This window comes from Dyella ginsengisoli LA-4 (genome assembly GCF_000334915.1).
Lineage (GTDB): Bacteria > Pseudomonadota > Gammaproteobacteria > Xanthomonadales > Rhodanobacteraceae > Dyella_A > Dyella_A ginsengisoli_A.
In genome coordinates this window covers 55653-69526 of sequence record NZ_AMSF01000056.1, presented here as the reverse complement: position 1 = coordinate 69526, position 13874 = coordinate 55653, and the positions used below count along the sequence as shown (strand labels likewise).

Below are 13874 nucleotides of genomic sequence, written 5' to 3'. Positions count from 1 at the left end.
GCTCAGATATCTCCTGTGGTCAGGTCCAGCTCGCGCACCAGCGCGAGATCGTCGCGATGCACGACGTTCTCGCCGAAGCTGTAGCCGAGCCGGGGCTTGATCTCGCGCGTGTGGCAGCGCGCGATGCGATTGATTTCCATGGCGCTGTACTGACTGATGCCACGGGCGAAGGACTGCAGCGAACCGTTCTCGCCGGGACCGACGATCTCCACCATGTCGCCGCGCTGGAACTCGCCGTCGGCCGCAAGGATGCCCTTGGGCAGCAACGAGGCGCCCTCCTCGTTGAGCGCGCGCATCGCGCCGGCATCCACCTCGATATGCCCAGGCACCGCCGGCACGTGGCGCAGCCAGTACTTGCGCGCCTGCAGGCGGGTGGCCTTGGTGCGCAGCAGGGTTCCATGCAGCAGGTCGCGCGAGAGCAGGCTCACCACCTCGCTGTCGCGGCCGTTGAAAAGAATCGTTTCGATGCCGGCCGCACCGGCTTTCTCCGCCGCCTCCAGCTTGGTGCGCATGCCGCCGGTGCCCACCGCGCTGCCGGCCGCACCGGCCATCGCCATGATCTCGGGAGTGAGCTCGGGCACTTCGTTGACCGGCTCGGCGTCCGGATTGCTGCGCGGGTCGGCGGTGTACAGGCCGTCGATGTCGGTGGCGATCAGCAGCATGTCCGCATCGACCAGCGCGGCGATGATCGCGGCGAGGTTGTCGTTGTCGCCCAGGGTGAGTTCGTCCACCGCCACGGTGTCGTTCTCGTTGACCACCGGCATCACGCGATGCTGCAGCAGTTCGCCGAGCGTGGCGCGGGCATTGAGGTAGCGTCGCCGGTTGCGCAGGTCGTCATGGGTCAGCAGCACCTGCGCCAGCGGGATGTCGAGCAGGCGTTGCCACAGGCCTACCGTCTGGGTCTGGCCCAGCGCGGCCATCGCCTGCCTGGCCGCATTGCTGGTGTCCTCGCTGGAATGGTCTTTCAGCAGCACGCGCCCCGCGGCAACCGCGCCGGACGAGACCAGCACGATCTCGCGGCCACTGGCGTGACAGGACGCGATGAACTGCGCCAGCCCGAGCGCATAGCGCGTGCTGAGCCCACCGCCATCGGCGGCGATCAGGCTGCTGCCGACCTTGAGCACGGCGCGCCGCCACGGCGGCACGGATTGCTGCCGAAAGGCCCTGAGTAGCGTCATTTCCCCGACATCCTCCACTTGATACAACCCTTAGAGGATCTGGGCAGGCTCCCGCATTTCAACCCCTTGCGGGGAAATCCGCCATTCACGTGACACGATTAAAGCCGTATGGACGTCCAAACGCATCAACCTGTAACCAGGGCAAGGTCGTCCCGGTGCACGATCGCCGGGCCATAGCTGTAGCCGAGCAGATCATCGATGTCGCGACTGTGCCGGCCGGCAAGCCGGCGCACGTCCATCGCGCCGTACTGGCTCAGGCCACGCGCCACCAGGCGGCCGGCGGGATCGATCACTTCCACCAGGTCGCCACGATGGAAGTCGCCCAGCGCCTCGACCACGCCTCCCGGAAGCAGCGAGGCGCGTCCCGCGGCGAGCGCGCGGGCTGCACCCGCATCGACCTGGATCGACGAGGCGTCACAGGGCGCGTGCAGCAACCAGTACTTGCGCGCCTGCATCCGGCTCTGTCCGGCGATGAACAGCGTGCCGCGCAGCTCGCCCTGCCCCAGCGCCTGCACGGTGGCGGCATCACGCCCGTTGAACAGCGCCGTGGCAATGCCGGCCGCCGCCGCCTTCTGTGCCGCCTGCAGCTTGGTGCGCATGCCGCCGGTGCCGACCGTGCTGCCGCTGCCGCCGGCCATCGCCAGCACCGCCGGGGTGATCTCGTCCACGCGCGGAATCGGTCGCGCGTCCGGATCGCGACGCGGATCGGCGCTGTGCAGCGCGTCGATGTCCGAGGCGATCAGCAACAGGTCGGCATCCACCAGCGCGGCGACAATGGCAGCGAGGTTGTCGTTGTCGCCGAGCTTGAGCTCGTCCACCGCCACGGTGTCGTTCTCGTTGATCACCGGCAGCACGTCGATCGCCAGCAGCTGGCGCAGCGTGGTTCGGGCGTTGAGGTAGCGGCGACGGTTGCGCAGGTCGTCGTGGGTGAGCAGCACCTGTGCCACGGCGCGGGTCGACAGCGATTGCCACAGCGCGATCATCGGCGCCTGGCCGAGCGCGGCCAGCGCCTGGCGTTCGGCCAGGTCGCCCATCGGGACGGCGCGCGCGCGCAGCAGGGCGCGACCCGCCGCGACCGCGCCGGACGACACCAGCACCACTTCCCTGCCCTGCGCCTGGCTGTCGGCGATGAATGCGGCCAGAGCCTGTGCGTAGTCGGGCGTAAGCCCACCGCCATCGGCCGCCAGCAGGTTGCTGCCGACCTTGAGCACCGCGCGTCGCCATGCGGGCAGCGGCTGACCGGGCAGCTCAGCCATCGACCACCTCGCGATCGCCGTGGCTTCGGGGAGAGGACACCACGAGGAAGCGCAGCTCCTCGCCGGAATCGTTGCGCATCTGGTGCGCGGCGCCGGGCGGAACGTGCAGGCCCTGCCCCGCGGCGAGGCAACGCACGATGCCGTCCAGTTCGAGCGAGGCGCGGCCTTCCAGCACGTAGAAGAACTGGCGCGCACGCACGTGCCGGTGGCGCACTTCGCGGGTGCCGGGCGGCATGCGCTCCTCGATCACGCTGAGGTCGTCGCCGGCCAGCAAATGCCAGCCGTCGCACTGCTGGCCCCAGACGTAATGTGCTGCGTTGGCGGTGCTGACGGCGGTCATGGCTGCGTTACCTCACTGGCCGAGCGCGGCGAGCCGCGCGCGCAACTCGTCCAGCTTCAGCTGGTCACCGGCGCCGGGCGAAGTACGGGCAGCCAGGCTGCCCTCCGGCGTGCGTCCCTTGCCCGCCGAAGCGGCGGTTTCGGCTGCGGCGCGGTAGGCGTCGCGGAACGGCACGCCGGCCGCGGCCTGCTCGATCGCCACGTCGGTGGCATACATCGCCGGCTCGATCGCCGCGCGCATGGTCGCCTCGTTCCACTGCATCTGCGCCAGCAGGCCCGGCACCAGCTCCAGCGCCATCAGGCCATGGCGCACGCCGTGGAAGATCGAGCCCTTGGAGAACTGCAGGTCGCGCTGGTAGCCCGAGGGAAGCGACAGCAGCTGTTCGATCTCGGTGCGCGCCGCCGCCACGCTGGCGTAGCTGGCCCGCAGCAGTTCCACCACGTCTGGATTGCGCTTGTTCGGCATGATCGAGCTGCCGGTGGTGTACTGCGCCGGCAACTGCACGAAGCCGAATTCGGCGGTGGTGAACAGCGACAGGTCCCAGGCCAGCCGGCGTACGTCGAGCATCGCCGCGCCGATCGCCTCCAGCACCGCCATCTCGTACTTGCCGCGCGACAGCTGCGCGTAGATCGGGCTGACCTGCATGCGGGCGAACCCCAGCGCCTGCGTGGTGTGCGCGCGGTCCAGCGGCAGGTTGACGCCGTAGCCGGCGGCGGTGCCCAGCGGATTGGCGTCGATCAGCGTGTGGGTCTGCCGGGCGCGCAGCGCGTTGTCGATGAAGCCCTCGGCGAAACCAGCGAACCACATCGCGGTGGACGAGACCACGGCACGCTGCAGGTGGGTGTAGCCCGGCATCGGCAGGGCCGGCTTCGCGGCGCGCTCCAGGCAGACCTCGGCCACGGCGCGGCAGTGCGCCTCCAGCTCGGCCAGCTGGTCCTTCAGCCACAACCGCGTGGCGACCAGGATCTGGTCGTTGCGGCTGCGCCCGGTGTGCACGCGGCGACCGGCATCGCCCAACCGCTCGGTGAGCCGCGCCTCGATCGCCGAGTGGCAGTCCTCGAAGCGCTCGTCCAGCACGAAGGCGCCGGAACGGAAATCCTCCGCCAGCACGTCGAGCTCGCGCTTGAGCGCCGTCGCCTCGTCGGCGCTGACCACGCCGATGTGCTGCAGGCCTTCGACGTGCGCCTTGCTGGCGGCGATGTCGTACAGGAAGAACTCGCGATCGAGGATCACGTCGTCCCCGGCGAGGAACTGCATGATGCGCTGGTCGATCTGGATGCCGGATTTCTGCCAGAGGGGTTGGGTCATCGTTGATGTCCTGGGCCATTTGTAGGAGCCCGCTCGCGGGCGATGCTTTTGGCTTTGATGGAGATCAGGAGCAAAGGCATCGCCCGCGAGCGGGCTCCTACGTCGTCATGGGGTGGCGGGGATGGCGGTGAGCTCGTCGACGCCGATCGCCCGGTTGATGTTCTGCAGCGCCTGGGTCGCGGCGCCCTTGAGCAGGTTGTCCAGCGTGGCGACCACCACCACGCGCTTGCCGTCGACCGAGAGCGCGAAGCCGCCGATGTCGACGTGGTGCTTCCCGGCGATGGCGCTTACCCACGGCGCCTCGTCGAGCACCTGCACCAGCGGTTCGGCGTCGTAGGCGTGGTGGAAGCGCTGCATGACCTCATCGCGGGTCATCTTGCGCGCGAGGTAGAGGTTGGTGGTGACGGTGAGGCCGCGGAAATGCGGCGCCACGTGCGGCATGAACTCCACCGGCACGCCGAGGTGGCGGCTGGCTTCCTTCTCGTGGGTGTGGCCGGTGAGCGAGTACGGCATCAGGTTGTCGCGCAGCTTCTCGGGGTCGTTCTTGTCCGAGGGCGTGGTGCCGGCGCCGGAGTAGCCGGACACGCCAAAACACACCGGCGGTGCGGCCAGCAGATCCTTCAGCGGCGCGATCGAGAGCTGGATCGCGGTGGCGTAGCAGCCCGGGTTGCTGATCCGCTTCTCGCCGCGCCATTTGTCGCGGGTGAGCTCCGGCAGGCCGTAGTACCACGTGCTGTCGAAACGGTAGTCGGCCGACAGGTCGAGGATCAGCGTATCGGGCTTGGCCTTGTCGATCGCCTCGACATAGGGCGCCGCCTTGCCGTTGGGCAGGGCCAGCACCACCACGTCCGCGCCCTGCGCCGCGACGGCGTCGGCATCGAGGCTGGCGTAGCGCAGCTCGCCGGTATAGCCGTCCACGTGGTCGGCCACGCGCTGGCCGTCCAGCTCGCGCGAGGAAACGAACACCAGCTCCAGCGCCGGATGCGCGGCGACCAAGCGGATCAGCTCCGCGCCGGTATGGCCGCGGGCGCCGACGATGCCGAGGGTTTTGCGTGAGACAGTCATGACGGTTCCCGTGAGGTCAGTCGACCAGCGTCGGCTGGCGGGTGGCGCAGTGGGCGACGCAGCGCTCGATGGTGTCGAAGCCGTCCAGCCCGTACCAGAACACCTTCCAGCGCTCCTGCTTGAAGCAGCCGTCGGACTCGGCGTAGTAGAACGGATTGACGGGATTGCCATGGCGCGAGCGCCAGAACAGCTGCGGATGCTGCTCGCGCACCACCTGCCACACGGCGCGGCCCAGGCCCTCGCCCTGCGCGTCGTCAAGCACGGCGAACTTGTCCAGGTACGGCAGGCCTTCGTCCAGGGTGAGGATCATCGCCGCGCGGTAGTTCTCGCTCACGTACACGCGATACGGCACGGTGCGCTCGAAGTAGTCGTCCACCACCTTGCGGCCGAAGCTCGACTCGATCAGTTCGCGCAGCCGCGCCTGGTCCACGCCCGCCCAGCTGTCGAAGGTCAGCACCTTCTCGCCGCGCCGGACCAGGGTGCCGGAGCCCTTGTGGGTGAACAGCTCCTTGGCCAGCTCGGACGGCCGCGTGATCGACACCGAGGACGACAGCGGCAGCTTGTCCAGGAGGTCGGCGATCTGCTCGATCTTCACTCGCATGCCGCCGTTGATCCACGGCTGCGCCATCAGGTGATCGAACTCGGTGGACAGGTTGATCGAGTCGATCAGCCGACCCTGGTCGTCGAGCAGCCCACCGGTGCCGGTGAGGAACACGATCTTGTACGGCTGCAGCACCCGCACCAGCTCGTTGGCGGCGAAGTCGGCGTTGATGTTGAGGAACTGTCCTTCATCCGTCTCGCCCAGGCTGGCGATCACCGGGATCGAGCCCGCGCGCAGGCTGGCCTCGATCGGCGCCAGGTTGATGCTGTCGACCTTGCCGACCATGCCGTAGGTGTCGCGGTCCAGGAAGCTGGCCATGAACACGCCCGAGGGCACCGAGGTGGCGCGCGTGTCCATCGACTGCAGCGCCTCGACCAGCTTGAGGTTCTGCTGCTGGAACACGCGGCGCACGATGCCCAGCGCCTTCGGGCTGGTCACGCGTAGGCCGTTCACCGTCTGCTTCTCGATGCCGGCCGCGGCGAGCTCCTCGTCCAGCTGCGGGCCGGCGCCGTGCAGCACGATTGGCGTGAGGCCGACCTGCTGCAGGAAGGTCAGCGAGGAGGTGAGGTCATTGAGCTCGTCGCGCAGCACCGCGCCGCCCACCTTCACTACCGCGAAGCGGCTGGCGTCGAGCTGGGAAAAGCGCTTGAGGTACTGCTGGATCTCCTTCGCGCTGCCCATGGCCGAGAGCAGGCGAACGATGGTCTTGCGGGTGTGGGAACCGTTGGTCATGGCATCGATCGGGGAATGGTCGGGGAACGTGGCTGTCGTCTCACGCGTGGCCGCGTGCGACCAGCCCGTGGATGGTGGCGGCGTAATGCTGCAGCTGGTCGAGCGCCACCCACTCGTCGGCGGTGTGCGCCTGGGCGATGTCGCCGGGGCCATAGACGAACGCGGTATAGCCCGCGGCGGAGAACAGCGCCGCCTCGGTCCAGAAGTCCACCGCGTTGCCGACCGGGATATCCAGTTCGTCGGCGAGGTCGCGCGCGGCCAGCCGGCGAGCCTCGGCGGTGGCGGTGTCGCCGGCCGGCAGCGAGTCGCCGCGGAACGTCTCGGTGAACTCGGCGGGCGCCGGCTCGACCAGGGTGCGCAGGGTCTCCAGCATGCGGTCCGGATCCATCGTCGGCAGCGGACGGAAGCCGAAGCGCACCTCGGTGGTCGGCGCGATCATGTTGGCCTTGATGCCGCCGTCGATGCGGCCGATGTTGAAGCGCAGGCCGGTCAACCCGCCGAAACGTTCATGCGACTGCGCCGCGGCGAAATCCAGCGCCGCATCGCCCCAGCGCACCGCCTGATGCAGCGCGCTGTCGCTGGGCTTCTGCTCGCCCGAGGCGTGGCCGGCATGGCCGGCAAAGCGCATCAGCACCGAGTGGATGCCGCGGTGCGCCAGCACAGCTTCGCCCTTGGTCGGCTCGGCCACGATGATCGCGTCGTAGTCGTGCTTCGTTCCCAGGAAGCCGGCGATGCAGCGCGCATCGTTGGCCTCCTCGTCGGTGGAGAACAGCATCGCCATCGGGCCGTCGGTGACGTTCGCCACGGCGAGCAGCGCCGCCGCGGCGCCCTTGATGTCGCAGGCGCCCAGGCCGATCGCGCGATCACCGGTGATGCGCAGCCGGTGTGGGTCGGCGCTCCAGTGCGGCGAGTCGGGCACGGTGTCCAGGTGCACGTTGAACAGCCGCTTCGGCGCACCACGCACCGCATGCAGCGTAACCGCACCGGCACCGTAGTCGGTGACGGTGACGTCGAACCCGGGCAACTGCGCGCGGATGTAGTCGAAGATGCCGCCGGTACCGATGGCGCGCGGCGGATTGCGCGTGTCGAAGCCGACCAGGGCCTTGAGGTGTTCCAGGGTGTATTGCAGAAGAGGTGTCATGGCCTGCCTGGCTGTCGGGTGTAGATGTCCGGATCGAGCTTTTCCATCAGGTTCTGCGGCCGACTCGGCGCGGTGAAGCCGAAACCGGCATACAGCGCGTGCGCATCAAGGGTGGCCAGGCTGAAGCGGCGCAGACCCTGCAATTGCGGATGCGCCATCACCGCCGCCATCAGGGTCTTGGCATGGCCTCGCCCGCGATGCTCCGGCAGCACGAACACGTCGGCGAGGTAGCCGAAGGTGGCGCCATCAGTGACCACCCGCGCGAACGCGACCTGGTGCCCGTCGAGGTAGCCGCCGAAGCACAGCGAGCCTTCGATGGCACGCTCCACCGTCTCGCGCGGGATGCCGCGGCTCCAGTAGGCCTGCTCGGCGAGGAAGGCGTGGATCATGTCCCGATCCAGCGCCTCCCGTGACGTATCGATGCGCAGCGTGCCGTCCATGTGTCAGCGGTTGACCTCGGCCCACAGCGTCGAGCTCATGCCGAACAGCTTGATGAAGCCTTCGGCCTCTTCCACGCCCCAGTCGGCGGACTGTGCGTAGATAGCCCCCTTGGCGTTGAGGATGTGCGGCGAACGCACCTCGACCGCGGTGACCTGGGCGCCGGACGTTTCCAGCACCACCTCGCCGTTGACGCAGGCCTGGCTGGAGGCGAGGAAGGCTTCCAGGTCGGTCTTCACCGGGTCGTGGAAGAAGCCTTCGTAGACCACCTCGACCCACTTGCGCGCCACCTCCGGCTTGAAGCGGTTCTGCTGCTTGGTCAGCACCGCCTCCTCCAGTGCGCGGTGCGCGGCCAGCAGCGAGACCAGCCCCGGCGCTTCGTACACGATGCGGCCCTTCAGGCCGATGGTGGTGTCGCCGGTATACATGCCGCGGCCCACGCCGTACGGCGCGAACAGCGCGTTGAGCTTCGCCAGGATCGCCGCGCCCGGCAGCTTCTCGCCGTCGAGCGACACCGCCTCGCCCTTCTCGAAGCCGAGCGTGACCTGCAGCTTGTCGGACGGCCATTCCGCGCGCGGCTTGCACCAGCCGCGGGCGCCCTCGCCCGGCGCCTTCCAGTGGTCGATCTCGCCGCCGGACAGGGTCACGCCGAGCAGGTTCTCGTTGATGGTGTAGCTCTTCTGCTTCGCTCGCACTTCGAAGCCGCGCTCTTCCAGGTAGGCCTGCTCGTAGGCGCGGGTCTGGGTGTGCTCCTTCTGGATCTCGCGGATCGGCGCCACGATCTGGTAGTCGCCCAGCGCCTTCACCGCCAGGTCGAAACGCACCTGGTCGTTGCCCATGCCGGTGCAGCCGTGGGCGATCGCCTTGGTGCCCAGCTCCTTCGCACGCGCGATCGCCGCATCGACGATCAGGTAGCGGTCGGACACCAGCAGCGGGTACTGCCCCTGGTAGCCCTCGCCGGCCCACACGAACGGCTTCACGAAGCCGTTCCAGATCGCCGGGCCGCCGTCCACGGTGACGTGGCTGGCGACGCCGAGCTCTTTCGCGCGCGCCTCGATGTAGGCGCGCTCCTCGGCATCCACGCCGCCGGTGTCGGCGAACACGGTGTGCACGGCCCAGCCGCGCTCTTTCAGGTACGGGACGCAGAAGCTGGTGTCGAGGCCGCCGGAGAAGGCGAGGACGATGTCTTTCTGGCTCATGGTGCGGGGATCCTGGGGCGGAGGTGGACGGTCAGTCGGAAGCGACGACGGTGCGCGGCTCGCAGCGCACCGGGAAATTCACGGAATTGGCGATGAAGCAGGCGTGGTGTGCCGCCTCGTGCGCGGCCTCGGCCTTGGCCGGGTCGCTGGCGGCGGTGATGGTGACGACGGGACGCAGCACCACCTCGGTGAAGCGGCCGCCGTCGCCCTCGGTCACCATCGTGCCCTCGGCCGAGTCGCAGTAGTCGGTGACCACCACGCCGGCGACGGTCGCCATGTGCAGGTACGAGAGCATGTGGCAGGTGGACAGCGCGGCCACCAGCATGTCCTCCGGGTTGTACTTCGTGGCGTCGCCGCGGAAGGTGGGGTCGGCCGATCCGGCCAGTTCCGGCTTGCCGGGCACGCGGATCACGTGGTTGCGGCTGTAGTTGCGGTAGCCGTCGGTGCCGGTACCGCGGTTGCCGGTCCAGACCACGTCGACGCGGTAGCGATGCGGGCGGTTCATGCGCGTGCTGCCTCCTGCGCCTGCATCAGCGCGGCCAGCGCCAGGTCGTCGCCCTGCGCGCGACGGGTCAGGCCGTCGACCACGCCGGCACGGTTCGCCGCCGGGTGGTTCTGGCTGAGCTTGAACTTGCCCTCGATGCGCTCGATGGCGATCTCGATGCCGGCGATGGCACCGAGCAGCTTCTGCACGTGGTCGGCCGGGGCATCGGCGACCTTCCAGGGCGCCGGCTCGGTCGCCTCGAAGCGGTCGGTCAAGGCGTCCAGCAGATCGCGCAGCCAGCCGGCGTCGCGGACTACGCGCAGGCGCCCGTGCACGTGCGCCACGGCGTAGTTCCAGGTCGGCACCTCGCGCCCGGTCTCGTGCTTGCTCGGGTACCAGTTCGGGCTCACGTAGCCCTGCGGGCCGTGGAACACCGCCACCACGGCGGCGCCGTCCATTGTGGCCAGCTCGTTGCCGCCGGCGACATGGCCGCGCAGCACATCGCCCTGCCGCAGCAGTGGCAGATGGTTCACGGCGACACCCGATGCATCCGGCACCAGCACGGTGGCGAACGGATGCGCATCGACCAGCCCATGCAGGGCCTGGTCACGGGTCTCGGAAAAATGTCCGGGGAGGTACATGGGTGACGGCTCAACCCTGCCCGATCAGCGACGCCATCACCGCCTTCTGCACGTGCAGGCGGTTCTCGGCTTCGTCGATGGCGATGCAGTACGGCGCGTCCATCACCGCGTCGGTGGCCTTGACGTTGCGGCGCAGCGGCAGGCAGTGGCTGAACAGGCCGTGGTCGGTCAGCGCCATCTTCGCCTCGTCGACGATGAAGTGCTTGTTCGCCTCGCGGATCGGCTTTTCCTGCTCCCAGCGGCCGAAGTACGGCAGCGCGCCCCAGCTCTTGGCGTACACCACGTGCGCGCCGGAATAGGCCTCCTCGATGTCGTGGCTGACCTTCAGCGAGCCGCCATTGGCCTTCGCGTTCTCCTGGCCGGCCTGCATGTAGCGCTCGTCCAGCACGTAGTCGGGCGTGGGACACAGCAGGGTCACGTCCATGCCCATCTTGGTGGCGATCAGCAATGCCGAGTTGGCCACCGCGGTGTTCAGCGGCTTGGGGTGGTAGGTCCAGGTCAGCACGTATTTCTTCTTCGTGAGGTCGCCCAGGTGCTCGCGCATGGCCAGCGCGTGTGCCAGTTCCTGGCAGGGATGGGTGATCGTCTCCATGTTGATCACCGGCACCGTGGCGTACTGGGCGAAGGCCTTGATGACCTTGTCCTCGCGGTCCACCTGCCAGTCCTGGAACTTCGGAAAGGCGCGCACCGCGATCAGGTCCACATAGCGGCTGAGCACGCGCGCCACTTCGGCGATGTGCTCCTCGGTATCGCCGTCCATCACGCTGCCGACCTCGAACTCGATCGGCCACGCGTCCTTGCCCGGCGCGAGCACGATGGCGTGGCCGCCCAGGTGGAATGCACCCAGCTCGAAGCTGGTGCGGGTGCGCATCGAGGGATTGAAGAACAGCAGCGCCACCGACTTGCCGGCCAGCTGCTGCCCGCGCGGCGAGCGCTTGAACGCGGCCGCCTGCTCCAGCAGCGCGTCGATCTCGGCGCGGCTGTAGTCCTGGGTGGTCAGGAAGTGTCGAAGTGCCATGCGTTCGGGATCCTGTGTCGAGGGGTGGAAAAGCTGGAAACCGTGGAGTGGAAACGAAAAAACCCGGCGCGAAGGCCGGGTTTTTCAGTCGGTGCTCGTGGACAACAGCGCGCGACAGCCTACCCGGCCGGATGTTCGCCCAGCGGTCGGCGCGCACGCGACGTCATGCCAGCAGCCATGCGGGCGCTGGTGAGGACGTTGGCGGTATAGACGGCTGTGGACATGGAGGACTCGGGAAGCGGAGACCGAATCATGGCGGCAATTCCGCTGCCGTGCAACAAAAAAAGAAGACTCGGGGAACCGCGGGGCCAAAAACGGGACCGCCGCCCGAAGGCGGCGGTCGGTGGGGTCTTTCCCGCGGAAATTCAGTCCGCCGGCTCGACGCTGACGCGCACCCGCAGACGCTCGCCCGGGTCGTAGCTCAGGCGCGATACGTAGACCTCGCCGCGATAGCGGTATTCCACGTCGTAGCTGGTGATGCGGCGCTGCTCGCTGACCTGGCTGACCTCGCGGCAACGGGTCTCGGTGGTCTGGTATTCCGAACCGCTGCCCGCCGCCCGGTGACCGATCGCGCCGCCAGCCACGGCACCGGCCACGGTCGCCGCCTTGCGGCCATCGCCCTTGCCGATGGTGTTGCCCAGCACGCCGCCGACGATGGCACCGAGCACGGTACCGGCGGTGCTGTTGCCACCTTCGCGGCGTACCACCTGCTGGTCGTAGCACTGCTGCTGCGGCGCCTCGGTGCGCACGATGGAATAGTTGGGATCCACGCGCAGCACATCCGCCCAACCGTAATGCGTATTGTCGTCGCCCCCCTGGGGCGGCGGCGGCCCGTAACGATCCTGGGCGTGCGCGGCACCGAACATCAGGGTCAGTGCCAATGCGGGGAGCAACATCTTGTTCATACGAACTCCGGACGGAGAGGTTCTCTGGACCCACTGCTGGGCCGTCGCATTCGAACAAATTCACACTGAATCGACGCTTAGAACCTCCGCCCCGCGCCCGGCCCGGCTTAGCGCTTGTTAATATGCCCGGCCGATCCCCGTCCGGCGGCCCTGCCGGACGCCCGCCCCGTGGATGCCCTGCCGATGCCGATTTCGCTCTACAACAGCCTGAGCCGCCAGGTCGAACCCTTCGCACCGCTCGATCCGGAGCGGGTGACGATGTACCTGTGCGGCCCGACCGTGTACAGCTACGTGCATATCGGCAACGCCCGCGGCCCGGTGGTGTTCGACGTGCTGGTGCGGCTGCTGCGCCGGCATTATCCGAAGGTGGTCTACGCACGGAACATCACCGACGTGGACGACAAGATCAACGCCGCGGCGCTCGACCAGGGCGTGCCGATCTCGGCGATCACCGACCGCTTCACCGCCACCTACCGCGAGGACATGGCGAAACTGGGCATCGCGCCGCCGGACATCGAGCCGCACGCCACCGCACACATCGGCGAGATCATCGCGATGATCCAGACGCTGATCGCCAACGGTCACGCCTACGAGGCCGAGGGTCACGTGCTGTTCGACGTCGCCTCTTATGCCGCCTATGGCGCGCTGTCCGGCCGCGATACCGAGGAGATGATCGCCGGCGCCCGCGTCGAGGTGGCCCCGTACAAGAAGAACCCGGTCGACTTCGTGCTGTGGAAGCCTTCCACGCCGGAGCTGCCGGGCTGGGACAGCCCGTGGGGCCGCGGCCGCCCGGGCTGGCACATCGAGTGCTCGGCGATGAGCGCGGCGCACCTGGGCGAGACCATCGACATCCACGCCGGTGGCGTCGACCTGCAGTTCCCGCACCACGAGAACGAGATCGCGCAGTCCACCTGCGCCCACGGCGGCAAGGTCTTCGCCCGCTGGTGGCTGCACAACGGCATGCTCACCTTCGGCGGCCGCAAGATGTCCAAGTCGCTGGGCAACGTGCTGCACGTCCACCAGCTGCTGCAGCAGCACCCGCCGGAAGCGCTGCGCCTGCTGCTGATGCGCGGCCACTACCGCCAGCCGCTGGACTGGTCCGACCAGGCGATCGCCCAGGCGGTCAGCACGCTGGACGGCTGGTACCGCGTGCTGCGCGACCTGGCCGACGTGACGGTCGAGGGCGCACTGCCGGTGCCCGCCGCGGTCGAGGCCGCGCTCTGCGACGACCTCAACACGCCGCAGGCGCTGGCCGAGCTGGCCACGCTGGCCGACGCCGCCCGCCAGTCGGGCACGGCGGCTGCCAAGGCGGCCTTGCTCGGCGGTGGTGCCCTGCTCGGCCTGCTGCAACAGGATCCGGAGGCGTGGTTCCGCCACGGTGCCGACGCGGTCGACGCCGGGCGGGTCGAAGCCTTGCTGGAAGAGCGCAGGGCCGCCCGCGCCGCCCGGGATTTCGCCCGCGCCGACGCCATCCGCGCCGAGCTGACCGCGATGGGCGTGGTGATCGAGGACGGTGCGCAGGGCACGCGCTGGAGCGTCGTCAAGGCATGAATGCCGCGGGTCCGGGC

14 protein-coding genes are annotated in these 13874 nt (G+C 68.7%); 1 reads left to right on the top strand and 13 read right to left on the bottom strand.

What is annotated here, in order from left to right:
* Positions 1-2: 2 nt before the first annotated feature.
* From proB (C693_RS0113545) to C693_RS0113485, 13 genes are all read right to left on the bottom strand, one after another.
* Positions 3-1178 carry a glutamate 5-kinase gene (gene proB, locus C693_RS0113545; protein WP_017462827.1) on the bottom strand — a complete coding sequence of 392 codons (1176 nt, stop codon included), beginning with the start codon at positions 1176-1178 and terminating at the stop codon, positions 3-5.
* 125 nt (positions 1179-1303) lie between these two features.
* Positions 1304-2434 carry a glutamate 5-kinase gene (gene proB, locus C693_RS0113540; protein WP_017462826.1) on the bottom strand — a complete coding sequence of 377 codons (1131 nt, stop codon included), beginning with the start codon at positions 2432-2434 and terminating at the stop codon, positions 1304-1306.
* Positions 2427-2774 carry a cupin domain-containing protein gene (locus tag C693_RS0113535; protein WP_017462825.1) on the bottom strand — a complete coding sequence of 116 codons (348 nt, stop codon included), beginning with the start codon at positions 2772-2774 and terminating at the stop codon, positions 2427-2429. The genes proB (C693_RS0113540) and C693_RS0113535 overlap by 8 nt, the downstream gene beginning before the upstream one ends.
* A 12-nt stretch (positions 2775-2786) precedes the next feature.
* The gene (gene argH / locus C693_RS0113530) at positions 2787-4082 is read right to left on the bottom strand and encodes an argininosuccinate lyase (protein ID WP_017462824.1); all 1296 of its coding nucleotides are present in this window, start codon (positions 4080-4082) and stop codon (positions 2787-2789) included.
* A 105-nt stretch (positions 4083-4187) separates the two neighbouring features.
* Positions 4188-5147 (bottom strand): N-acetyl-gamma-glutamyl-phosphate reductase, encoded by a 960-nt coding sequence (gene argC / locus C693_RS0113525; protein WP_017462823.1) that lies wholly within the window; start codon positions 5145-5147, stop codon positions 4188-4190.
* Positions 5148-5163: 16 nt separating this feature from the next.
* On the bottom strand, positions 5164-6480 hold the full coding sequence (locus C693_RS0113520) for an acetylglutamate kinase (protein ID WP_017462822.1): 1317 nt from the start codon (positions 6478-6480) through the stop codon (positions 5164-5166).
* 40 nt (positions 6481-6520) lie between these two features.
* Positions 6521-7621 (bottom strand): acetylornithine deacetylase, encoded by a 1101-nt coding sequence (locus C693_RS0113515; RefSeq protein ID WP_017462821.1) that lies wholly within the window; start codon positions 7619-7621, stop codon positions 6521-6523.
* Positions 7618-8061 carry a GNAT family N-acetyltransferase gene (locus C693_RS0113510; protein ID WP_017462820.1) on the bottom strand — a complete coding sequence of 148 codons (444 nt, stop codon included), beginning with the start codon at positions 8059-8061 and terminating at the stop codon, positions 7618-7620. Before C693_RS0113510 ends, C693_RS0113515 begins: the two co-directional genes overlap by 4 nt.
* A 3-nt stretch (positions 8062-8064) precedes the next feature.
* A complete protein-coding gene (locus tag C693_RS0113505) occupies positions 8065-9258 on the bottom strand; it encodes an argininosuccinate synthase (protein ID WP_017462819.1) in 1194 nt (397 codons plus the stop codon).
* Between the two features lie 31 nt (positions 9259-9289).
* Positions 9290-9763 (bottom strand): OsmC family protein, encoded by a 474-nt coding sequence (locus C693_RS0113500; protein ID WP_017462818.1) that lies wholly within the window; start codon positions 9761-9763, stop codon positions 9290-9292.
* The gene (locus tag C693_RS0113495; RefSeq protein WP_017462817.1) at positions 9760-10383 is read right to left on the bottom strand and encodes an FMN-binding negative transcriptional regulator; all 624 of its coding nucleotides are present in this window, start codon (positions 10381-10383) and stop codon (positions 9760-9762) included. The genes C693_RS0113500 and C693_RS0113495 overlap by 4 nt, the downstream gene beginning before the upstream one ends.
* Before the next feature lie 10 nt (positions 10384-10393).
* Entirely contained in the window at positions 10394-11401 is a 1008-nt protein-coding gene (locus C693_RS0113490) for an N-acetylornithine carbamoyltransferase (protein ID WP_017462816.1), read from the bottom strand.
* 365 nt (positions 11402-11766) lie between these two features.
* Positions 11767-12306: a glycine zipper 2TM domain-containing protein gene (locus C693_RS0113485; RefSeq protein WP_017462815.1), complete on the bottom strand. Its 540-nt coding sequence runs from the start codon at positions 12304-12306 to the stop codon at positions 11767-11769.
* A gap of 183 nt (positions 12307-12489) precedes the next feature.
* Here C693_RS0113485 and cysS point away from each other — a divergent pair, with 183 nt between their 5' ends.
* Positions 12490-13857, top strand: coding sequence for a cysteine--tRNA ligase (gene cysS, locus C693_RS0113480; protein WP_017462814.1), 1368 nt, complete (start codon positions 12490-12492; stop codon positions 13855-13857).
* The last annotated feature ends 17 nt before the right edge of the window (positions 13858-13874 follow it).

Bases quoted from the DNA above. Each gene is read 5' to 3' on its own strand.
- proB (WP_017462827.1), bottom strand. From the start codon at position 1,178: ATGACGCTACTCAGGGCCTTTCGGCAGCAATCCGTGCCGCCGTGGCGG.
- proB (WP_017462826.1), bottom strand. From the start codon at position 2,434: ATGGCTGAGCTGCCCGGTCAGCCGCTGCCCGCATGGCGACGCGCGGTG.
- C693_RS0113535 (WP_017462825.1), bottom strand. From the start codon at position 2,774: ATGACCGCCGTCAGCACCGCCAACGCAGCACATTACGTCTGGGGCCAG.
- argH (WP_017462824.1), bottom strand. From the start codon at position 4,082: ATGACCCAACCCCTCTGGCAGAAATCCGGCATCCAGATCGACCAGCGC.
- argC (WP_017462823.1), bottom strand. From the start codon at position 5,147: ATGACTGTCTCACGCAAAACCCTCGGCATCGTCGGCGCCCGCGGCCAT.
- C693_RS0113520 (WP_017462822.1), bottom strand. From the start codon at position 6,480: ATGACCAACGGTTCCCACACCCGCAAGACCATCGTTCGCCTGCTCTCG.
- C693_RS0113515 (WP_017462821.1), bottom strand. From the start codon at position 7,621: ATGACACCTCTTCTGCAATACACCCTGGAACACCTCAAGGCCCTGGTC.
- C693_RS0113510 (WP_017462820.1), bottom strand. From the start codon at position 8,061: ATGGACGGCACGCTGCGCATCGATACGTCACGGGAGGCGCTGGATCGG.
- C693_RS0113505 (WP_017462819.1), bottom strand. From the start codon at position 9,258: ATGAGCCAGAAAGACATCGTCCTCGCCTTCTCCGGCGGCCTCGACACC.
- C693_RS0113500 (WP_017462818.1), bottom strand. From the start codon at position 9,763: ATGAACCGCCCGCATCGCTACCGCGTCGACGTGGTCTGGACCGGCAAC.
- C693_RS0113495 (WP_017462817.1), bottom strand. From the start codon at position 10,383: ATGTACCTCCCCGGACATTTTTCCGAGACCCGTGACCAGGCCCTGCAT.
- C693_RS0113490 (WP_017462816.1), bottom strand. From the start codon at position 11,401: ATGGCACTTCGACACTTCCTGACCACCCAGGACTACAGCCGCGCCGAG.
- C693_RS0113485 (WP_017462815.1), bottom strand. From the start codon at position 12,306: ATGAACAAGATGTTGCTCCCCGCATTGGCACTGACCCTGATGTTCGGT.
- cysS (WP_017462814.1), top strand. From the start codon at position 12,490: ATGCCGATTTCGCTCTACAACAGCCTGAGCCGCCAGGTCGAACCCTTC.